Source organism: Wandonia haliotis, assembly GCF_039523435.1.
Classification (GTDB): Bacteria; Bacteroidota; Bacteroidia; order Flavobacteriales_D; family Crocinitomicaceae; genus Wandonia; species Wandonia haliotis.
The window spans coordinates 947034-969947 of the sequence record NZ_BAAAFH010000022.1 but is presented as its reverse complement, the minus strand read 5'-3'; the positions used below and the strand labels follow the sequence as shown (position 1 = coordinate 969947).

The following is a 22914-nucleotide window of genomic DNA, read 5'->3' as shown; positions in this document are numbered from 1 at the left end:
AACGTAAAGATAGAAAGATGAAAACGAATAAACATATAATTGTACTGATAGCTTGTTGTATTAGCATTCTGTCACTATCAGTAAACGGGCAGGCTCCTGCATTGCCTTCCATTGAATCTGTATTCAAACAGTACCAGGCAGGGAATACATTTGTAAGTAAATCCTTACGGGAGAAGTATCTAATTGCAAACCCTGCTGCCTGCAAATTTGAAATGCAACAGAATGCGTCGGTTGACTCGCCCGTGAAGAGTGAATGGAATGTATTCAAATCAAATCAGGGTTACCGTCTTAACTGGTATTGGCCGGAGGACAGAGCTACTGTAACGTTTAAAGTAACAACACCACCTAATAAAGAAGGGGTAAAGTATGTTCTCCCGCTGGTTGTTGAATATTCAAGAATAAAGAGTTCGGTTTTGCAGAATAGCTGGAGTTATTATTCATGGCATTTTGGAAATCCCTGGCGGGTTGAAGGAGGAAAAGAGGACGCGCTTTTCCATGAATTACTGGTTGCTTCACTTTTCCAGATGGAAGGGCATCCAGCGGCTTATAGTAGAGAAATGGACATTCAATTGGTAGAACCGTTTACTTCTATTTCAAAGATTGAAAAGTCAGAACGTCCGGAAAGGAGAGAGAGTTATTCGGATAAGGAGTCTGTCATTCGGCAGTATGTGTTGACTGGTGAGACGATTGAATATGATATCCCGGCAGAGGAAGAAGCAATCGCGAAAGAAAATTACACAAACAGTAAAGGTTATATTGAAGTTGTTTTCGAAAGAAGTGTAAACAAAACACAGCGGGGTGATTGGACCTTTGTCGGTTTTGAAGGAGGACCCGGTAATAAAATTGAACACGGCACTCCTACAGGAGATAAAAACCTTTACAGAACAGCTGGAGCAGTTGGATTTAGGGAAGTATATCAAAAAGAGAAACAACCTGCCGAAATACCATATTTTTCAGATCTCTATGAGGAAATGTATACAAAAAATGCGAAAGAAGCGTTTGCCGATTTCTTTTTAGGTAAACCAGGCGCAGAGGAGAAGATCAAAGCATTTATTGTACCGGGTGGAGATGAAATTATCAAAGCGTTTAAAGACCAAGCTGATAAATTGAAGAATACGTTTGTTGAGTTGAAACCAGGAGATGACCACCCGGGAGTTGATATTGCCATTTCCGGAATTTCGTTTGGAAAAGTTGCTGAGAGAGGAAAAATGTACTTTAACCTTCAGGGAAAACGTAAAGGATATGGAGAAGACAAAAGTTTAAAGAAAAAATACCAGGAAGCGGGTATGTCCAAAGAAGCGTTGAGCAAGTTTGAAGCGCAATTTGATTATCAGGAAACAATTTACCTGAAACTTGTCGAGTTTGAAGGGAAAATACTGATCAGCGAAGCTCCGGTATTTACACAGATAATAGACTTCTGATAAACGTATCGGGAGGTTTCTGTGTTGTGTTTTTTCGCAATAAGGGTAAGACTGAGGACTTCGTGTTTTCAGTCTTATCCTGTTTTAGCGTTTATCTACAAATTTCAGAGGTTTTCTTACGTCTTCGGGGAACTTTAGTTTGCGTAAGGTTTGTTTGTCAGTAAACTTGAGTTCGGGCATCATACGTAGTGAAGATTTCAGACGGACGGATAGATTTTCAGCCTTAGCGATGTGTTTATTATCAATAAGAATAGTAATGTGATCGTTGGAGTAATCTCCCAATGAGATTTCAAGAATATAATCCGGTTCGGGGATTACTTTTTCAACAGCATCGTAAATAGCAGAAGGAAATATTGTGGTTCCTTTTACTTTTAGCATTTGATTTTTACGTCCGATTACAGGGCCTAGTCGCGGAGTGGTTCGCCCGCAACTGCAGGGCTCGGAGAAATAGTGGCAGACATCACCTGTCTTGTACCGAACCAGTGGCATTGCTTCTACACCTAAAGTTGTTATTACGACTTCACCAGGCTCTCCGTTTTTAACATGATTCCCTTTTTCATCCAGTACTTCAAGAAAAATGAGTTCTGAGGGCATGTGTCCACCTTTTCCTGCCTGACATTCGGTAAATGCAGTGGCCATTTCGGTCGAAGCATAAGTGGAGTAGAGCTCGACATTCCATCTTGAACAGATCGCTTTTCCGAGCTCATTCAATTCTAATTGCTCATTCCGCAGCGGTTGACCGATACAAATAATTTTTTGTACGCTGCTGTTTTTATAATCAATTCCGTTTTGTTCGGCATAATCAATCAGATCAGGGATGAAGCTTGGAATTGCAATAAGAACTGTTGGCTTGAAACGTAAAATGGAATCCCATTGGAGAGGAATTCCTCCCGGACCATTTCGTACAATTCCTGCACCTATTTTTTGAATACCAAGGTAATAAGCTAATCCGGCCATGAAACGTTTGTCAATTGTTGTCATGAGCTGAAAAACATCTTCACTTCCTGCGCCTGTACATAACATGGATAGGGCCTCATTATAGGCGAGTCTGTCCAAATCCGCGCGTGATTGATAAGATGCTATCGGGCGTCCGGTAGTTCCGGATGTTGTGGTAAAGTCAGCGACATCCGAAAGAGGGATACACAAAAAATCTTCGTTATATTGTGCAAGATCTGCTTTGGTTGTCAACGGAAGTTTTTGAAAATCCTCCAGTGAATGAATTGAATGAACATGGATCGAATTTTCTGCAAACAGGTTTTTGTAGTAGGTGGAATTTTCAGAAACGTAGTACAGTAATTGCTTTAACTTTTCAAGTTGAGCAGTTTGAATTACTGACGAAGTTTTGAAATCAATTTCCGGATATGTGTTCAATACATTCATTACGTAGTTTCTCGATAGATTTTTGTTCCTTCAAAGAGGCTTGCTCCTTAGTAAGGGCAATGTCCAGATAATCAACTGCTTTTTTACAGTCTCCTTTGGATTTGTAGAATTCGGCCAGCGTCATATACGTGACATAACTTTCCGGATTATAACGAATGAACTCTTGTTCCTTATCAGGGGTCAGCGAATATTCTTTTCCGAGGAAATAATCTTCAAATAGTAGTTGTTTGATAGTTTTCCATTGATTGAAAGCTTCAAAATCAGTGGTCTGAATGAAGATGTCTTCCGGAATAGAAAGTGAATCAATAGTGATCGGAGATGCATGGGTAAGCGTTTCTGTACTGAAAATTGTCGCTAGATCGTAACAGATAAATTCTCCCATTTGATAAGGAGAAGTTGATACCCAGAGGCGCATTTTTTCGGGTTCAAAAATAATCCCGTGATGGGCAATAAACTGATTGAGAGATTTGGGATTGCCATATCCAATGAATTGATCGTTCAATCCTTCTTTATTACGTAATATTCCTGCTGCTTTGACGGGTGTAAGGGGGAATTGCTCATTAATCAGTTGCTGCATGCGGTCGTATCTGAACTTGGAGTCAGATTCCCTGATGTTTTCCTGGTTAAACTCATCTTTTTTGAAAGCTTCCGATTGATAATGGTTGGAGCAAATAATAAGCTCATCAGCTGTTTCAAACACATCCATTGTTTGCGGTGCCTTCTCAATTAAAATTGTCTTTTTTTCCGAAGCAGAAGAAACCATAAATGTTTCAGAAACAAATACATCTCGGTTTTTAACAATCTCGATGGCTTCTTCCGTAGTCGCAGCATACTGAAGAATTTCGCGGGTAAGCAGAGAAATAGGCATTTTGGATACTGTAGGGAGATGCGATTTCGCAGCATTAATCGTTACAGAGATTCCCTTTTCATTCATCCCTGATACTGCTCCCATCATACCGGCCCACGAATAGGAAACATAACCATATCCTTCGCTTGGTTTCATTATAGTAAGAACCTTCTCACGGGCAAAATTATCACCCATGTAGAAATCAAAGTTTCTTCCGACCAGCATTGATCCGTCTTCGGTATATTCTCCTTTTGCAGAAAAAGAAGTGCATCCGACTACTGCATAATCGTTAAGTGCATGACCGATGTCATGAGCAGCATGATAATTGAGAATACGATCAAATTTGCCGGCAAGGTTATCGTAACTGTCCGAAAAAGAGAACGACACACCGTAGATTTCTGAAAGGAACTCCTGGGGAATATACTCATCCAGATCGCGATTAAAGAAAGCGATCATCACCATCAGAAACTTTCTGAACCCTGCTGAGGGAACCATTTTCTCAATCTGGTCTATAAAATGATCTTCCTGTAATTGTACAGATTCTTTGATGAGTTGTCCATAAGCGTATCCTCTCGAAAAGGGAGTCCCTTCCAGATACACGATCCAGTCCGTATCATTACTTTTCTTCGCCCATGAATTTCCAAATGTTCGTATAGTAGAACTGACTTCTTTTCTTTTTTGATGCAGAATATCCGGATTTTCCATCGGAGGAATATCCAGTACAATCACATAAGAAAACCAAAATGTAATAAAGAAGAGTAGTATAAAGAACCATTCACTACCAAAAAGGAATAACTTTTTGACAGTAGGTTTTCTCTTGCTTTTTTTTCTATTTCTCCTGTTCGTCATCCAGCTCTACCGGTTCTTTGATTTTAGGAAGCTCTATTTTACTTTTCTGAATAATGCTCGCGGGAAATTCAGCTATAATTTGTGAGCGAAGTTTTTCCGCTTCCAGCTCTGTACGGAAATTACCCGCTTTAATGCTGTAATTAGGAGCTTCATATTGAACATAGGTTTCGGTATCCGGAAAGCTGCGTTGGAAGATGTCGCGCTGCCGATCAATTTGAGTACGATCGTTAGAAAAATAAATCTGTACACGATATCCGTCAATTACTACCTTATATTCCGGAGGTTGCGGGATGGATAGGTGGTCAATCAATTTTTGAGTGCGTGGATCTTCTTTGTAGACTACTTTTCCCGGAGTTTGTTTGGTCTCTTTGGTAACCGGATAAGTAAGCCAATCCTCATTCTGTGAAAAAACAGTTGAGCAGGTAAAAACTACTGAAAGAATAATAAGTATTGATCTCATGTTTTTCTGTGTTACAATTTTCGTTCCATCCTAAGTAAGGTGTAACCGGGAACAAAATTACTTTTTTTGTCGGAACGTAGGTTGTTGTAGCGAAAAGTAATTAACGAAACAGATAGATAGATTTAACATTTTTTTGCGCTCACAGGATGGGTACAGAAGTGTAAAACATTGACTAGAAATAGGCAATGCAGCTTCATGATGATTTTAGTTATTTAGAATCGTTTTAAATTACCCGCCAACCGATCTTTTTTGTCATAAAACTGTCAGGGGAATAGCTGTTTCTTCTAAATTTGCGAACAATAAAAAGTATCCGTACTAGCGAACGATAAAGCTTTTATTAATGAAAATGGCTATGAATCAATTAATTGGCAAGACGTCCGGGTTTATTCTGGGGCTTATTGCATTTACTTATGTTTCAGTGACTTCTTTCTCATGGGCAGCCAACGGGGAAGAGTTGTTTACTACACATTGTGCTACCTGTCATAAGGTGCTGGAGAGCAGTACCGGCCCCAAGATGCAAGGCGTTCGGGCTAAATGGGAGGAAGGCGGAGCATTAGAAGGTTCGCTTCATGAATGGGTGCGTGACTGGAGTGTTGCTGCTGCTAAAGATCCATACGCAGCATCTGTTGCTACCTGGTCGCCAACAGCAATGTCTAAATTCGGATTCCTGAAAGATGAGGAAATTGAGGCGATTTTTGATTACGCCGATAATTATACTGCTCCTGTCGCCGCTGTTGCTGCGGGGGGTGGAGATGCTGCATCTGGGCCAATGGAGGAAGAGTCTAATTCATGGGTTTGGATTTTGATCGGAATTGTTTTCGTGGGTATTATTTTGGCAGTAGGAGGTGTTCGTCGCCAGTTAAAGTATGCTACAGTTGAGAATGAGACCGGTACAGCTCCTGCTGAAGAAAGCTATGGAGATGAGATTCGCTCATGGGCATTTAAAAACAGAAAGTTTGTAGGAATTATTGTGTTGGTTGTTGTTATGTCAGGTTTGGTATACGGATACCTGGCGTTGAATACGGTAGGGGTTTATCATAACTACCAGCCTTCGCAACCAATTGAATTCCCGCACGATATTCATGCCGGTGTTAACGGTATTGATTGTAAGTATTGTCACAACTCAGTGGAACGTTCAAGAACGGCTGGTATCCCTACAGTGAATGTTTGTATGAACTGTCACAAAGGGGTGAAAGGGAAAGATGATGCGCAAAAAGAAAAGATTGCAAAAATCTACGCTGCGGCAGGATTTGATCCGGAAGGTCCGGGGTCTTACACAGGTGAAACAGATCCTATTGTTTGGAATAAGGTGCACGTTTTACCAGATCACGTTTACTTTAATCACAAGCAGCACGTTCTTGTAGGTGGTCTTGATTGTAAGCAGTGTCACGGTGACATGACGAAAGAGAAAACGGCAAGAGTCGTTCCGGTTGAAGAATTGTCAGCAATAGAAGGAAATATTAAACTTACGCGCCCTACTTTAACAATGGGTTGGTGTATTGAGTGTCATGGTGAAAAAGAAATTTCGAACGGTCCTGTAAATACAGTTGGTTCAGGTTACTATGACGAGATTCACCGTCGACTTATGGATAATGATAAAGAATTATACCAGAAGTATTTGAAAGATGATAAAGTGACCGTTAAGGAACTTGGTGGTTGGGAATGTGCGAAGTGTCACTATTAATAACATTTGAAGGTCAATAGAAATATGGGAATGACAGAGAATAATCCGAAAGATCTTGCAGCAGTGAATGCAAAACCTGAGTACTTCGAGTCTCGTGGTGAAATCGCACCTCAAGAACTTAGTGTTGATGAATTCTTGGCGGATGAAAGGCTAAGAGAAGCATCAACAGATCGTCGTGACTTTTTAAAGTTTCTGGGATTCAGTGTGGCGGCAGCGACACTTGCAGCTTGTGAAGCTCCGGTTACTAAAGCGATACCATACGTTACAAAACCTGAGGATGTTACTCCCGGGGTAGCGAACTGGTACGCGTCTACTTATTACGATGGTAATTCTTACGCTTCAATTTTGGTGAAGACACGCGAAGGGCGTCCTATTCATATTAAAGGTAATCGCGAATTCGGGATTACTTACGGAGGACTTACTCCTGAAATGGCGGCTTCTGTCTTGACACTTTATGATGGAGAACGTCTTAAAAATCCATTGAAAAACGGAGAGGAAACTACCTGGTCTGAAGTAGATGGAGACATTAAAAAATCACTTGGAGCGATCAAGTCGAAGAACGGAAAAATAACAATCGTTTCGAATACGATTATCAGTCCTTCGACACTCCGTGTTATTTCGGATTTCTCGGCAGAATACGGTAATGTTGAACACATCCAGTATGACGCGGTATCATATGACGGAATTCGTCAGGCGAATAAAGATAGTTTCGGGATGGATGTTATTCCTTCCTACGATTTTGCGAAGGCAGATACAATCGTTTCTGTTGGAGCAGACTTCCTGAATGGTTGGTTACTTGCTAATGCATATTCTGTTGAGTATGCGAAAAACAGAAAGCCAGAAGCAGGAAAAATGTCCAAGCACTTCCAGTTTGAGGCAAATATGTCTATGGCAGGTGCGAATGCAGATTACCGGGGAATGGTTAAGCCTTCTCAGTATGCTGCTGTTTTAGCTGCAATAGCTGAAGGAGTAGGTGCTGGAAAAATTTCCGGTATTGATACATCTGCTGTAAAAGATATGGCAGAAGTTAAGGAAGCTGTTAAAGCTTTGAAATCAAGCAAAAGTAAATCATTAGTGGTTTGTGGATCAAACAACAAAGCACTTCAGATTATAACGAATAAGATTAACCACGCACTGGGTGCGTATACGACAACTATCAATCTGAACAATCCTGTTGCGATGTTTAAATCGGAAGAGGCAAAGATGATGAAGTTTGTTAAAGACGTGTTGGTAGGAAAAGGTCCGGATGCAGTCATCTTCTACGGAACGAATCCTGTTTACACAACACCAAACGGAGCTAAATTGTCAGAGGCTATTTCAAAAATAGGTCTTTCTGTTTCAACTGCTTCCTGGAATGATGAAACTGCTGCGAACTGTCAATACGTTTGTCCTGATCATCATGCATTGGAGACATGGAACGATTACGCTCCGGTGAAAAATCATTACGGAATTGCACAGCCAACTATCAAGCCTTTGCACAATACAGCGTCGGCGCAAGAGTCATTCCTTGTATGGGCAGGTAAAGCAAACCGTAAAGGAAGAGAAAGTAAAGTTTACTTTGACTATATACGTACTATCTGGGAACAGGAAGGATTTACACGTCAAACAGAGTTTGCTGATTTCCATACATTCTGGAATAAGTCAGTACACGATAGTGCGATGACTGTTCCTGCTGAAGCTCCGTCATCTCCTGAATTTGCTGCTTCTCTTAACGGACTTGCAGGTAAATTACCAAAAGGTGGTGATGTAGAAGTAGTATTGTATCAAAAAGCATCAATGGGTATTGGTCTTCAGGCAGGAAACCCATGGTTGCAGGAAATGCCGGATTCACTTTCTAAAGTAACATGGGATAACTATATCACCATGAACTACAAGGAAGCTAAGGATGCCGGTTACAATGTGAAATTGGATCAGGAGCATGGAGCTACATTGGCAAGTGTTACTGTTGGAAATGAAACATTCGAATTGCCTGTGATTGCTACTCCTGGACAAGCGTCTGGTACAATAGGTATAGCACTTGGATACGGACGTGGAGAAAATGGAGAGGAAATAGGTAAAGCAGCATTCCGTACGAAAGAATACGGAGGATACGAAATGGAAGAAGGTAAACGTGCTTCTATTGGTAAAAATGCTTTCCGACTGATCGATATTTCTGCCGGGTATATGTCGTATGATGTTGTTGGTTCTGTGAAAAAGATCGGAGGAAACTATCCGATTGCAGCAACACAGTTCCAGTTGACAGCTATGGGACGTTCTTCTATTGTAAGAGAAACAACGCTTGATATTTTCAATAAGAAGAATGAAACAGCATACAACCCGCCACACATGCTTACAACGCACCATGGTAAGGAGCATGTAAGTAAATTTGATTTGTGGACTTCTCATCCTGTTGAACATGTTGGGCACCGTTGGGCACTTTCTATCGACTTAAACTCGTGTTTAGGATGTGGAACATGTCTAATTGCATGTCAGTCTGAAAACAACGTTCCGGTTGTTGGTAAGGATGAAGTAAGACGTGGGCGTGAGATGGCGTGGTTGCGTATTGACCGTTATTACAAGTCAGAAGATGAATTAGCTGTTGGTACGAAGAAAGAAGAATTCTCGTACGGAGCATTAGAAGATAATATTGAAGAAAATCCTTCGGTAGTATTTATGCCGATGATGTGTCAGCACTGTAATCACGCACCATGTGAGACAGTATGCCCGGTTGCGGCGACTAACCACTCGAATGAAGGATTGAACCAAATGGCTTATAACCGTTGTATTGGTACACGTTACTGTGCGAACAACTGTCCGTACAAAGTACGTCGATTCAACTGGTTTAATTATCCTGCATACAAGAAGTTTACAGAAATCAACCCTGCTCAGGATGATCTTGGACGTATGGTGTTGAACCCTGATGTAACTGTTCGTACACGTGGTGTAATGGAGAAATGTTCACTTTGTGTTCAGAAAATTCAGGAAGGTAAACTTGTAGCGAAAGCAGAAGGAAGACCCGTTAAAGATGGTGATGTAACTGTTGCATGTGCTGATGCTTGTGCTACAAATGCAATCACAATTGGGGACTGGAACGATACGCATTCGGAAGTACGCGTAGCTTCAGAAGGTAAGCGTGCATATCAGGCACTGGAAGAGATTGGTGTGAAACCAAATATCTGGTACCAGGTTAAAGTTCGTAACCATGATAATGCCGGGTTGGATGCTGCTCAGGTAGAAAAGGATTACGCTCATCACGGTAGTGAAGGGCACGGAAATGAAGGTCATCATTAATAACAATATTTTTTAAAATAAATTGTAATGCACAAGGAATCCGCGATTAGAGAGCCCCTGATTTTAGGCCACAAGACGTATCACGATATTACAGATGACGTTTGTAAGCCTATCGAGGACAAGGCACCCAAAATGTGGTATGTATTATTTACGATTGCCGCAATTATTGGACTATACGGAGTAGGTACAATACTTTATCTTCTTGGTACAGGTATCGGAGTTTGGGGATTGAACAAAACCGTTGGTTGGGCCTGGGATATTACCAACTTTGTATGGTGGGTAGGTATTGGTCACGCCGGAACACTTATTTCTGCAGTACTTCTTTTGTTCCGTCAGAAATGGAGAATGGCGATTAACCGTTCTGCTGAAGCGATGACAATCTTCGCTGTATTTATGGCAGGGCTTTTCCCTCTGATTCACATGGGACGTATCTGGATGGCTTATTGGGTACTTCCTTTACCTAACCAGTTCGGATCGCTTTGGGTGAACTTCAACTCACCACTTCTTTGGGACGTATTCGCGATTTCAACGTATCTTTCTGTATCAGTTGTTTTCTGGTACATCGGATTGATTCCTGACTTTGCTACTTTACGGGATCGTGTTAAGAATCCGCTATCTAAGAAAATGTATACTTTGATGGCTTTCGGATGGTCAGGAAGAGCAAAACACTGGAATCGTTTTGAATTGGTTTCACTTGTACTTGCCGGTGTTGCCACACCACTTGTATTCTCGGTACACTCGATTGTATCTTTTGACTTTGCAACTTCAGTTATTCCGGGATGGCACACCACGATTTTCCCTCCTTACTTCGTTGCGGGAGCGGTATTCTCCGGTTTTGCGATGGTACAGACACTGATGTTGGTTATGCGTAAAGCAATGCATCTTGAGGCATACATTCATACAAGACACGTAGAATACATGAATATTGTAATCATGGTAACCGGTTCGATTGTTGGGGTGGCATACCTTACGGAGCTTTTCGTATCATGGTATTCTGGAGTTGAGTACGAATCATACGCATTTATTAACCGTTTCTCCGGACCATACTGGTGGGCTTACTGGTCGATGATGACTTGTAACGTAATCTCTCCGCAGTTGATGTGGTTCAAGAAGTTAAGAAGAAGTTTGTTGTTTACATTCATCATTTCGATTGTAGTAAACATCGGTATGTGGTTTGAGCGTTTTGTAATTATCGTAACATCAATTCACAGAGATTACCTTCCATCTTCTTGGAGTATGTTCTACCCGACACACATTGATATCGGAATCTTTGTAGGAACTATCGGATTGTTCTTTGTTTTCTTCTTGTTGTTTGCACGTTTCTTCCCGGTATTACCATTGAACGAGCTTAAGACAATTCTGAAGTCTTCAGGAGAATCATACAAAAATCAGTCGGACGACCATGCACATGGTCATGAAAGTAATAATCATTAATGAAGCACAGACATGGCGGATAAAGTATTATATGCAATGTATGACGACGACGATGTACTAAAAGATGGTGCAAAGAAGTTGGTCGCAAAAGGTGTCAGAATCGCAGAGGTATTCTCTCCATTCCCGATTCACGGTATTGACCCAATAATCGGTGTAAAACAGACACGTTTAGGAATCATGTCCTTCATTTATGGTCTTACGGGTCTTACACTTGCTACGATCGGTATGCGTTACTTCATGATTGATGACTGGCCGATGAATATTGGTGGTAAACCAAACGGAACGTATTTGGAGAATATGCTCGCTTTTATTCCGATTACGTTTGAGTTTACAGTTCTTTGTGCTGCTCACGGAATGTCAATTACGTATTTGTTGCGTAACAAAACATTGCCAGGTATGAAGGCGGATAACCCTGATCCTAGAACAACAGATGACAAGTTTGTTATGGAGCTACGTTTGTCGGAAAATGCTCAGTTTTCTGAGGATGAATTACAGGCGATGCTGAAGGAAACGGGAATTATTGAATTAGATCAAAAAGAATTAAAATAGTTTGCCATGAAGAAAACTTTAAAGGCAATAGCTACACTAACATTGTCCATGTCTGCGGGAGTGATCCTTTTCTCTTCCTGTAGTTCAAATGCAGATAGTCCGTATTATGAATACATGCCAGACATGTATCGTTCACCTGCAATTGAACCGTATGTGGATTATGGAGAGGTAAGAGAACGTTATGATGAAAACCGATCTTTAACTCAATCGGCAATGACTCCTCCGGTAGGAACAATTCCTTACCACGGAACAGATAAAAAGCATGTACTAATGATGCTTCCTTATCACCGTCTTGCTGATCAGGGAATGGACATGTCTCATGGACACTACGGAAGTGAATTGAGCGATTCATTGGGTAGAGAGTACGAATTGGCAGCAAAAGATATGAATCCGGTTATGATTGATGCGGATAATGCCAAAGAAGTATTGGATAAAGGAAAGAAATTGTACTCAAAATTCTGTCAGCACTGTCATGGTGAAAAAGGAGATGGTAAAGGACCTATGGTTGAATCTGGAGCATATTCCGGAGTACCAAATTACGGAACGCTTGCCATTGCGGATGGACAAATGTTCTACTCTATTTACTATGGAAAAGGTTTGATGGGAGCACACGCTTCGTTGTTGAATAAAGAAGAAATCTGGAATGTAATTCATTACATAAAAAAGCTTCAGAATGACAAGTATCCGGAGTCTGAGTCTGTAGAAGACGAGGGTGACGTAACGGAAGGAGCCGAAGGAGATGTTCAGGATGATAACCAGATGGCAGGATAATTAACTATAAGAAAGTACAAAAAAGCACAGCGATGGAATTTAGTATTTCAAATAAGTCAAAAAAACTTGTTCTCGGATTGATATCAATTGGAGCACTGTTAGCAATTGTAGGAATCTTCACGATGGGTGAAGGGGAGGACAAATTTCAGCGAATCATGGCGAACTTTCTTATTGATGGGTTCTTCTTTTTCGCAATAGCTTTGGGAGCTTTGTTCTTCCTTGCTTTACAGTATGCAACAGAAACAGGTTGGTATGCTTATGTAAAAAGGGTTATTGAAGGTGTTGCTGGGTATATCCCGGTAGGAGCAATTATATTATTAATTGTTTTTGTAGTACTTTCTTTAACACACGGAGGTCACATTTATATTTGGATGGATCCGGATACAGTGGCAAACGATCACATCATTCAGAATAAATCGGCTTATCTGAATGTTCCTTTCTTCCTGATCAGAACAGTGATTTATCTGGCGGTATACTACATTTTCTATCGTGGATTCCGTCAGCGTTCACTTTTGGAGGATCAGGTAGGAGGTACTGATATCCACTTTAAAAATTACCGTAAAGGAGCTACTTTCCTTGTTCTTTTCGCTGTATTTAGTTCAACATCTTCATGGGACTGGATTATGTCAATTGATGTTCACTGGTTCTCGACATTGTTCGGATGGTATGTTTTTGCAGGAATGTGGACTTCTACAATGGTTGTTCTTGTAATATTGACATTACACCTTAAGAAGAACGGATACTTGCCGAAAGTAAATGACAGTCATATTCATGACCTTGGAAAATGGACATTTGCGACTTCTTTCCTTTGGTCTTACCTATGGTTCTCACAATTTATGTTGATCTGGTATTCGAATATGGGAGAAGAGGTAATTTATTACCAACAAAGAATAGAGGACTTTAAATTGCTTTACTTTACAATGTTTATTATCAACTTTGCACTTCCTATGCTGATGTTGATGTCGCGTGAAGCAAAACGTAATTCTGGAATTCTTACATTCGTAGGTTTGGTAATTTTAGCTTTCCACTGGGTAGATGTATACATGATGGTAGTACCCGGGTCAATCGGAAGTAGTGCATCCATTTCTTTCTTTGAAGTTGGATTGTTCCTTCTGTTTGCGGGAGTGTTCATATATGTTGTATTGAACGCATTAACAAAAGCTCCTCTTACTCCGGTGAATCACCCGTTCCTGGACGAGAGTATTCATCATGAAATTTAAGATTTAGTAAAAAAACCGAATAAATAAGGAAGAATGAAGTTCATAGCACTTATCGTAATCGTTTTAGGAATCATTGCTGTAGCGCAATTGATGCGGGTTTACGAATTGACCTCGAAGCTGCGTAACCGTCGCGAAGAGGAAATTGAATTGAGAGATAATAAGATGAACGCAAATCTAATGTTGCTGTTCATGTTTATCTTCTTCGGGTCTTTTCTGTGGATGGTAGCTCGTTATGGTGCAGGAGGAATTCCTGTAGCAGCTTCTGTTGAGGGTGTAGGATATGACTGGTTGATGGGATTGAATTTGATTATTATTTTATTAGTTTTCTTCCTTACGAACGGGTTATTGTTCTGGTTTGCCTATAAGTATTACAAAAAACCAGGCGTTAAGGCATACTGGTATCCTCATAATAACAAACTGGAGCTTTTATGGACTGTCGTTCCTTCTATAGTTCTTGCAGTTATTATCATTCTTGGATTGAAAAACTGGAATGAAAGACAAGGTGCTTCAGGAGAAGATGCAATTCGAGTGGAGTTATATTCAAAGCAGTTCGACTGGACAGTACGTTACGCTGGAGAAGATAATGTTCTTGGTAAATTCGATTACAAACTAATCAACGGAAATAACCCGTTAGGATTGGCTACGCGTAATACAATTGATGCACGTGTTCAGGAAATGGACAGTTTGATTAAAGCTGCTGAGGATCGTATTAATAATCCGGATAATATTTTCTCGGTTGAGTCTATGGAGAAGATGCGCGGGGATTTAGCAAGTAAAGAACGAATTTATCTTCGTTTGAAACAACTTCAGAACCTGCACAATGACAGTCTTGATGTTTATGCATACGATGATATTGTAAAACCGTCAAATACAAAGTTGGTATTGTGTAAAGGTAGAGAATATGAATTCAGCTTCCGTGCTGAAGATATCATACACAGTGCTTTCTTCCCTCATTTCCGTGCACAGATTAACACTGTACCTGGAATGGTTACACGTATGAAGTTTACCCCTTCTATGACGACAGAAGAGATGCGTAAAGAATTGAATGATGATGATTTCCAGTATATTTTGATGTGTAACAAAATTTGTGGTGCATCGCACTCAAATATGAAGTTGTTTGTCGAAGTATTGGATGAGGCACAATACAATGAGTGGTGGACGCAGGAAATTGCTGAAAACACATTTAAGAAATAAGATTAATTATACTAACAAATAAATTTTAGAAAATGGCAGTTGGAGCTCACGAAGCACACGGACATCACGAAGAGAATTTTGTTTCAAAATATATCTTTAGTCACGACCATAAAATGATCTCAAAGCAGTTCTTGTTAACTGCAGTGTTCATGGGAGTGGTAGCGATGTTATTATCTATTTTGTTCCGTATTCAATTAGGTTGGCCGGAAGAAAGTTCGGATTTCTTGCATGCATTTCTAGGAGATCGATGGGCGCCGGATGGTATCCTGGATAGAAATATGTATCTTGGTTTGGTAACAATGCACGGTACGATCATGGTATTCTTCCTTTTGACAGGAGGTTTGTCTGGAACGTTCTCTAACTTGCTTATCCCTTACCAGATCGGTGCACGTGATATGGCATCCGGATTCATGAACATGCTTTCTTACTGGTTGTTCTTCCTTTCTTCGGCAATAATGATTATATCTTTATTTATCGAGACAGGGCCAGCAATGGCCGGCTGGACGGTTTACCCACCGTTATCGGCATTGCCGCAGGCTGTTCCTGGTTCAGGATTGGGGATGACACTTTGGTTGACTTCAATGGCAATCTTTATCGCATCTTCATTGATCGGATCATTGAACTACATTGTAACTGTGTTGAACTTGCGTACTAAAGGAATGCACATGACAAGAATGCCACTTACAATCTGGGCTTTCTTTGTAACTGCAGTTCTAGGTTTGCTTTCTTTCCCTGTTCTTTTCTCTGCAGCACTTTTGTTGATCATGGACAGAACAATGGGAACTTCATTCTATTTAAGTGATATTATTGTAGGTGGTGAAATGCTTGATAATACAGGAGGTTCTCCGTTATTATATCAGCACTTGTTTTGGTTCCTTGGACACCCTGAGGTATATATCGTACTTCTTCCTGCTTTAGGGCTTTCTTCGGAGATTATTTCTACGAATTCGCGTAAGCCTATTTTCGGATATCGTGCGATGATCGGTTCTATTCTTGCGATCGGTTTCCTTTCCTTTATAGTATGGGGACACCACATGTTCGTTACTGGAATGAACCCATTCCTGGGGAGTGTCTTCGTATTTACGACACTTTTGATTGCAATTCCATCGGCAGTTAAGGTATTTAACTACCTGACAACACTGTGGAGAGGTTCTATCGTTTATACTCCGGCGATGTTGTTTGCTGTAGGTATGGTATCGACCTTTATTACAGGTGGTGTTACAGGTATTATCCTTGCCGATTCAGCACTTGATATTGCTGTTCACGATACCTATTTTGTTGTGGCGCACTTCCACGTTGTAATGGGAATGTCAGCCGTATTCGGAATGTTTGCGGGTGTTTATCACTGGTTCCCTAAGATGTACGGAAAAATGATGAACACAAGATTGGGATACGTTCACTTCTGGACAACTCTTATCTCAGGATACGGAGTATTCTTCCCAATGCACTTTGTTGGAATTGCGGGAGCACCACGTCGTTACTATGATTACTCAGTATACGAGACATTCGATGCTAACCAATTCGAGATTATTTTTGAATTGAATCAAATTATCTCGGTGTTTGCTATCCTGGGTGGATTTGCTCAGCTGATTTTCCTTTATAATTTCTTCTATAGTATTTACAGAGGACCTAAAGCAGTTCAAAACCCATGGAAGTCAAATACACTGGAGTGGACTACACCAGTTGAACATATTCACGGAAACTGGCCGGGAGCTCTTCCTGAAGTACACAGATGGCCTTACGATTACAGTAAGCCTGGTGCCGAAGAAGACTTTATCCCTCAGATAGTTCCTCTGGCAGAAGGAGAAGAAGAACATTAATTTCTGAAAAGTATATAATTGGAACCCGTACTGTGAAAGAGTACGGGTTTTTTTATTCATTTTTCTTTTTTATCTTTCAGTTTGAATTGATTCGAATACTACTATATTTGTTTGATAATGAAACTACTGCTTATTGACGATTTTCTTGATTTTACTGCTGAAGAACTTCTGGTTGACCGTCGAGAAGTGTCAGCTGATATGCCTTTCAGAGAAATCAGAACCTGGAGTTCTTTAAATGCATTGGTATTCATTTCCCGCATAAGTGATGAAATGAATGTGTTGGTTTCATCTTCTGATTTGGCAAGGTGTACAACTCTGAAGGATATTTATGAACTCATTAAAGCAGCCGAATAATGGGATACTTTACTACTCGTAATACCTGTATAAAAGGAGTAGTTTCCGGTGTTCCTGAGAATACAGAAGATAATCTCATTCTTGATCTGATCCCGGAGGAAGAGAGAGAGCCTTTGGTAAGACATACAGGAATCCGTTTTAGAAAAATTGTTGAAGATAAATCACTTTCTATTGAGGAGTTTTTTCATCCATTGGTTGAAAAGCTGCTGGAAGAGTTGAATTGGGAAAAGGAAAGTATAGATGTATTGATTTGTGTGACGCAGAATCAACATAATGCAATTCCATCAGTCGCTTGTAAGCTACATGAACTTCTCAATTTGGAGGAAGAAGTATTTTGCTATGATATTAACTCCGGCTGTTCAGGCTTTGTCTATGGTCTTTATACAGTTAATCAGGTATTATCCGGTTTATCTGGGAATAATGCCCGGGCTGTTTTATGTTGTGGAGATATTTCCTCTTTTCTTACGGAGGAGACTGACAAAGCGGTTCGCCCGGTATTCTCAGATGCGGTTTCAGTAGTAGGGATTGAAAAGAGGGGACTTTCTGATGATTCATCAGATATGTATTTTAATCTGGAGACGTTTGGTAAGGGTCGGAATGCAATATATGCGGAGACGGGAAAGGATGCTAATACCTATATGCGGTTGAACGGGATTGATATATTTAACTATTCTGTAAAATACGTCCCTAAAAATATAGAAGGTTTGCTGGATCATTTTTCTATTGATAAAGACGATGTAGGGTTATGTTTTTTTCATCAGGCTAACAAAGTAATTAATGAGGCTGTACGGAAAAAGTTATCGATTCCCGTCGAGAAGACTCCTTACTCGTTATATGATTATGGTAATACGGCTTCTGCAAGCATTCCGGTTACAATTGGAGTCGTCAGGGAACGACTAAATGAGAATAGTAAAGAATGGACACTACTGAGTGGTTTTGGTGTTGGTTTTTCGATTGCATCAGTGGTTTTAAAGCTAAATCCTGAGGTATGTTTTCCCCCGTTTTCGTTGAAACTATAGCGTATGAAGGATATTGATATAGTAATTCCTGTATATAATGCCGAAGCGAATATCCCAGACTTGTTGGTAAGTTTAGAGAATTGGTCGGCTAATGTATCCGCTAATGTGCATTTTATATTTGTAGATGACGCAAGTGGGGATAACAGTTATCAATGTCTTGTCGATAAATTACAGGAGGTCCTGAACTTTTCTTTTGAGGTAATTCAGTTAGCAAAGAATTACGGTCAGCATACCGCAACGGCTGTAGGGTTTTCTTTTTCTTCATCTTCTTTGGTAGGTACTATGGATGATGATTTACAACATAATCCGGAAGATTTTGATGTTTTGATAGCGAAAATGGATCTGGAGGATCTTGATCTTGTCTATGGAACGTACGATGATAAAGCGCATGCAGCAGGTCGAAATCTGGGGAGTAGAATGCTAAAGAGGCTAATGGGGTATTCGGATATTGACTACTCAATAGTAACCTCTTTTCGCTTAATGAAATCTGAGGTTGTTGAAGGGTTTAAAATGTCGTTGTCTCCTGTTATTTTTCTGGATGAGTTTTTACTCAGAAATGCTTCCGCTGTTGAAAGTTGTAAAGTGAGTCATGCAAAACGAGTGAATGGAGAATCAAACTATTCAACCTGGAAACTGATACGTTTTGCGATCCAGATTCTTATGTTGCATTCCCCATTACCTTTGAAAATAATAACACGGTTTGGGTTACTCATGTCTATTATTTTCTTCATTATAGGCTGCTATTATATCTACGCTAAATTTGCTTTTGGTTCTGAACTGGGTTTTACATCGCTCATTGTATCTATCTTTTTTTCTACGGGTATGATTCTCCTTTCTTTGGGAATCATAGGTGAATATATTCGGAGGCTTTGGGTGGCGCAAAAGAATTTTGACAGAGTATTGATCAGGAAGAAATGTTGAGACTAAAAGGGAACAATTTAGTGCTGGAATCTTTAACTCCGGAAACTGCTGAACTTGTCCGGGTATGGAGAAATTCAGAGCCTATAAGAAGACAAATGGAGTACCAGTCCATAATTAGTGAGACAGATCAGATAAAGTGGCTGAATTCGGTCACAAATGACGAAAACCGGTATTTCCTGATCAGGTATAATGAAACCCCTATTGGAATGATCCATCTGGCGGATATTGATAGAGTACAGGCAACAGCTGAAACTGGTTTATTTATAGGGGAGGTATCCTATTCCGGCACTGGAATCGCGTTAGAAGCTTCTGTATTGTTATTACATTTTGCATTTGAAGAACTAGGTCTGAAGAAGGTATATGCAAAAATAAAGAAGGGTAATCAACAGGCGGAAGATTATAATGAATTTCTGGGGTTTATGCGAGAAGGTGAATATAGTTTGGGGTTTGGAAAATGGAAATTGACAGCGGAAAATTTCCGCATAAAAGAACCGCAACTGATGAAACTACTTCTCTTAATTTAACGTTGGAGAATTCGCCATCTGATTTCATCAAGTAACATTTTTACTCTTTGGAAGAAATTCTTCCCTTCAAGTTGTAGATAAGTCCGTGTAAATAACGACGGATTAAGACCCCATTTTATCGCTCGTTCATACCAGGGAAGATTTCCATAAGGAAACTTTTTTAACTCAAATTTAGAGGCTAATTGTGGTTTGATTTTCTCGAAGTATTCTTTTCTGTTATGATGATAATACGGATTCTTTTTTCGGGGAACCAAAACATCTGTTCCCAGATGAAAAGTTAAGTGTTCATCAAGTATAAAAACAGGTTTTTTAGCAAAAGCAGATAAGTTGTGGAGGAGTGTAACCTCCAGAAAAGAAATTCCTATACAAATACTACCAAGTTGAAATTTGTCAAACAGATCACGTTTGAAAACAAAACAGTCAAAACCAGGATGAGACCTGCCAAGTTCACCATACATTTCAGGAAGGTTTTCGATTCCTTTATAATCAGGTCTGATTCGTCTTCGATTAATTACAATAGCATCATGCCCGTTTTCAATGAGTTGGATCACGCGGTCGTAGAAATGTGGCATAAGTGCAATATCTACATTTGTATAGATTATATATTGTTCATCTGTTTCAAGATATGCCTTTTCCAGAATATCATGGATCAGAGGTAATTTTTTCCCCTTTAATTCGGTATTCACGGCTAAAATACTCCTTTCGAGGTGCGAGAGTTGTGTGAAACAGGTTGGTATTATTGCTGTATCTTCTTCAAATTGTGTTGTGTAGAGATTTATTTGATCTGTAAATTTGGAAAATTGACGCGCTCTTATCATTGACTCGAATGTAACGGGTTGTGCTACAAATAAGTCAGAATTTTCTCCGGTTTTTACGGGATTAATGATATGTGCAAGGTTGATCACAAATTAACTTTTCGTACTCGATTTAGTAAAACTACAAATTTTTTATTTTGAGTGAGTTTATTTTTTTGAGGGGGTAGCCCCTCTTGGGTAAAAGTTACATTTTTGTATATATTTGTCAGCTAGGTGTTTACAAGAGGTTTTCTGCGTTTTTATTTAACAGTAAATACGTTTGAGGTGAATTTCTGAACAGGATTAACTTGCTACTACTCACACGGAAGTTAGGTATCTGTTAACACTGAATGCTTGTTTTACTGGTCTGTCTGATAGACCGGTGAGTGAGATTTAATTAAATGAAAACAGAATACTATGATTTTTCAGAAATGTGTTAGTTATTTCACATTGGTTGTTTTTGTGATGGTCTCTACATTAGTTGTGTCACAGACAACTGTAAATATTCCCTGTACGGGACCATCTAACCCTAATTCGGGAAGAGTAACAGATGGAGGAAGTAAATCATATGGTTACCTTCAATGGAATAATAATGTTGGGGGATGTCCAACCTGCCGCGCATCCTGGGCCAGATTTGATATCGGTTCTTATGTTCCTGATTGTGCAACGATTACTTCGGTAGAAGTGATTTTTTATGTAGAGAGCAAGACTTATTCAAGTCAACAAGCCAACCGCTTGCGAGTTTTTACGGGTAATCCGGGGACAATGAATGGTACGACTTTGTATAATACCATCACTGGAGCGAATCATCATTCTTATGATAATATTCCTACAGGAGTAAATACGTTACCAATTAATGCGACAGGAGTTTCTATTGTACAAGCTAATATCACAGGTGCAATAAATGTGGGGTACTATAAGACTGCATACAACGGATCGTATTATGTTCATGGGTCTGATGGGGTCGGTGATGGCTCGACAGATGTTAATAAGCGTCCGATTTTGCGTGTAACATATACTATTCCATCTGGAGGAGGAGGGGTTCCCACACAAGTAGGTTCTACTGCCTCTGCTAATGGAACGATTCCGGCAGCACCAAGTTGTACGAATTGGTCGGGAACGTGGTGTGCGGGTTCCGGAACGCATTCGGTTTTGTCTTTAACCAATGGCGTTAACTATACGGTAGAGAACCTGGGAACTGCTGCTTGTGGAACTGCTATGAGTACGGCTTATATGCAGGCCTGGGGAGCGGGTACAACTTGTGCAGGCTACAGTCCTGTTAGTTCTGTTGGGACGAACACGGTTACTTTTAATGCAAATACTTCGGGAAATCATCGGATCAATGTGACTTCTAACAGAGCGTGTGAAACTCTGAACACCTGTGGTGGAGCCACGGGGCATGATTTCACGGGACAATCAGCTGTATTGCGTTACCGTCAGAACACGACAGTAACAAATACTACGAGTACCGCTGGTATTTGTTCAGGAGGAACCCTTCCTTTGACGTATACGTTGGGCGGGGCACACAATAACCCTACGGTGAACTGGTCGATTGTTTCCGGAGGGGGAAGTTTTTCGGGATCTAATTACCTGCCTGGAGCATATACGGGGGCAGTAACGCTTCGAGCTACAGTAGGTTATTGCAGCAGCGATGTGAGCTTTACTGTGGGTAGTCCCTCAACAGCTCCTTCTTCCGTAACAGGAGGAGGTACCTACTGTCAGGGGAATCAGGTCACACTGACCCAAAGCGGTGGTACCTTAGTGAGTGGAGCTCATTATGAATGGTTCTCGGGCTCATGCGGAAGTACGGTAATTGGTACGGGTCCATCGATAAATGTGAGTCCAGGTAGTGGCACGACGTATTATGTTCGTGCGAGTAGTTCGGGAGGATGTCCTGCGAGTACTTGTGCCTCAACCAGTGTAACGGTTCCTAACCCGAGTGGTTTCCTGTCGATTGATGGAGAATCAGCCACCTGTGTTGTTTCCGAAAACGGTTGGGTTCATTTCTACAACAGCGTTTCGGGTCGTCTGCTTTGTGCCATTAATTCTCATGGACAGAATCTGGGCAATGTAACTGCAACATCGTATGTTCAGGTAGCTCCTTTTGAAATAGATGCCTGTGCTATCCCTACCCCTCAGAACCGTACGGCCGTATTGGGACGTCGTTGGGTGATAACCCCTCAGATTCAGCCCTCAGGTTCGGTTGATGTTCGTTTGTACTTCGATGGTGGTGAATACAGTGCTTTGAGTCCTGTGGCCAACAGCAATGCGAATATGAACGATAACACGGTAACGTATGGAGATTTGTACCTGAGTAAGTATTCGAACCCCTCTAATCCCTCATTGGTGAATAGTGTTGCAACGGATAACTGCCCGTCGGGTGTTACAACAATCTGGAATAAT

Annotated in this window: 18 protein-coding genes; 14 read left to right on the top strand and 4 right to left on the bottom strand. The window is 40.5% G+C overall.

Features of this window, described 5'->3' with window-relative positions; translation table 11 throughout:
- The first annotated feature begins 17 nt into the window (after positions 1-17).
- Positions 18-1421: a hypothetical protein gene (locus tag ABDZ97_RS16885; protein ID WP_343790659.1), complete on the top strand. Its 1404-nt coding sequence runs from the start codon at positions 18-20 to the stop codon at positions 1419-1421.
- Between the two features lie 84 nt (positions 1422-1505).
- Here the strand turns inward: ABDZ97_RS16885 and flxY are convergent, their stop codons facing one another.
- Genes flxY through ABDZ97_RS16870 form a run of 3 tightly spaced genes read right to left on the bottom strand, consistent with a single transcriptional unit; the run spans position 1506 to position 4957 of the window.
- On the bottom strand, positions 1506-2801 hold the full coding sequence (flxY, locus tag ABDZ97_RS16880) for a flexirubin biosynthesis putative acyl-CoA ligase FlxY (protein ID WP_343790656.1): 1296 nt from the start codon (positions 2799-2801) through the stop codon (positions 1506-1508).
- Entirely contained in the window at positions 2770-4497 is a 1728-nt protein-coding gene (locus ABDZ97_RS16875) for a C45 family autoproteolytic acyltransferase/hydrolase (protein WP_343790653.1), read from the bottom strand. The genes flxY and ABDZ97_RS16875 overlap by 32 nt, the downstream gene beginning before the upstream one ends.
- On the bottom strand, positions 4478-4957 hold the full coding sequence (locus ABDZ97_RS16870; RefSeq protein ID WP_343790650.1) for an SPOR domain-containing protein: 480 nt from the start codon (positions 4955-4957) through the stop codon (positions 4478-4480). The genes ABDZ97_RS16875 and ABDZ97_RS16870 overlap by 20 nt, the downstream gene beginning before the upstream one ends.
- A 352-nt stretch (positions 4958-5309) precedes the next feature.
- On the opposite strand from ABDZ97_RS16870, the gene ABDZ97_RS16865 reads away from it, so the two are divergent.
- The 12 genes from ABDZ97_RS16865 to ABDZ97_RS16810 all read left to right on the top strand — a co-directional run bounded on the left by ABDZ97_RS16865 (position 5310) and on the right by ABDZ97_RS16810 (position 19717).
- Entirely contained in the window at positions 5310-6641 is a 1332-nt protein-coding gene (locus tag ABDZ97_RS16865; protein WP_343790647.1) for a cytochrome c3 family protein, read from the top strand.
- A 30-nt stretch (positions 6642-6671) separates the two neighbouring features.
- Positions 6672-9911, top strand: a complete 3240-nt coding sequence (locus ABDZ97_RS16860; RefSeq protein ID WP_343790644.1) for a 4Fe-4S dicluster domain-containing protein — start codon at positions 6672-6674, stop codon at positions 9909-9911.
- A gap of 27 nt (positions 9912-9938) precedes the next feature.
- Complete coding sequence (nrfD, locus tag ABDZ97_RS16855) at positions 9939-11345, top strand: NrfD/PsrC family molybdoenzyme membrane anchor subunit (protein ID WP_343790641.1); 1407 nt, start codon at positions 9939-9941, stop codon at positions 11343-11345.
- Positions 11346-11357: 12 nt separating this feature from the next.
- On the top strand, positions 11358-11894 hold the full coding sequence (locus ABDZ97_RS16850) for a DUF3341 domain-containing protein (protein WP_343790638.1): 537 nt from the start codon (positions 11358-11360) through the stop codon (positions 11892-11894).
- A gap of 6 nt (positions 11895-11900) precedes the next feature.
- Entirely contained in the window at positions 11901-12665 is a 765-nt protein-coding gene (locus ABDZ97_RS16845; RefSeq protein WP_343790635.1) for a c-type cytochrome, read from the top strand.
- Between the two features lie 32 nt (positions 12666-12697).
- Complete coding sequence (locus tag ABDZ97_RS16840) at positions 12698-13885, top strand: quinol:cytochrome C oxidoreductase (protein WP_343790632.1); 1188 nt, start codon at positions 12698-12700, stop codon at positions 13883-13885.
- Between the two features lie 33 nt (positions 13886-13918).
- Positions 13919-15079, top strand: a complete 1161-nt coding sequence (locus ABDZ97_RS16835; protein WP_343790629.1) for a cytochrome c oxidase subunit II — start codon at positions 13919-13921, stop codon at positions 15077-15079.
- Between the two features lie 32 nt (positions 15080-15111).
- Entirely contained in the window at positions 15112-16899 is a 1788-nt protein-coding gene (locus ABDZ97_RS16830) for a cytochrome c oxidase subunit I (protein ID WP_343790626.1), read from the top strand.
- Between the two features lie 117 nt (positions 16900-17016).
- Positions 17017-17253: a phosphopantetheine-binding protein gene (locus ABDZ97_RS16825; RefSeq protein WP_343790623.1), complete on the top strand. Its 237-nt coding sequence runs from the start codon at positions 17017-17019 to the stop codon at positions 17251-17253.
- Positions 17253-18272 (top strand): 3-oxoacyl-[acyl-carrier-protein] synthase III C-terminal domain-containing protein, encoded by a 1020-nt coding sequence (locus ABDZ97_RS16820; RefSeq protein WP_343790620.1) that lies wholly within the window; start codon positions 17253-17255, stop codon positions 18270-18272. The genes ABDZ97_RS16825 and ABDZ97_RS16820 overlap by 1 nt, the downstream gene beginning before the upstream one ends.
- A gap of 3 nt (positions 18273-18275) precedes the next feature.
- Entirely contained in the window at positions 18276-19193 is a 918-nt protein-coding gene (locus tag ABDZ97_RS16815) for a glycosyltransferase (RefSeq protein WP_343790617.1), read from the top strand.
- Positions 19187-19717, top strand: a complete 531-nt coding sequence (locus tag ABDZ97_RS16810; protein ID WP_343790614.1) for a GNAT family N-acetyltransferase — start codon at positions 19187-19189, stop codon at positions 19715-19717. Before ABDZ97_RS16815 ends, ABDZ97_RS16810 begins: the two co-directional genes overlap by 7 nt.
- On the opposite strand, the gene ABDZ97_RS16805 is transcribed toward ABDZ97_RS16810, so the two are convergent.
- Entirely contained in the window at positions 19714-20622 is a 909-nt protein-coding gene (locus ABDZ97_RS16805; protein WP_343790611.1) for a hypothetical protein, read from the bottom strand. The two genes, ABDZ97_RS16810 and ABDZ97_RS16805, sit on opposite strands and share 4 nt — an antisense overlap.
- Before the next feature lie 306 nt (positions 20623-20928).
- Here ABDZ97_RS16805 and ABDZ97_RS16800 point away from each other — a divergent pair.
- On the top strand, positions 20929-22914 hold a 1986-nt coding region (locus ABDZ97_RS16800), incomplete at its 3' end, for an immunoglobulin domain-containing protein (RefSeq protein ID WP_343790607.1).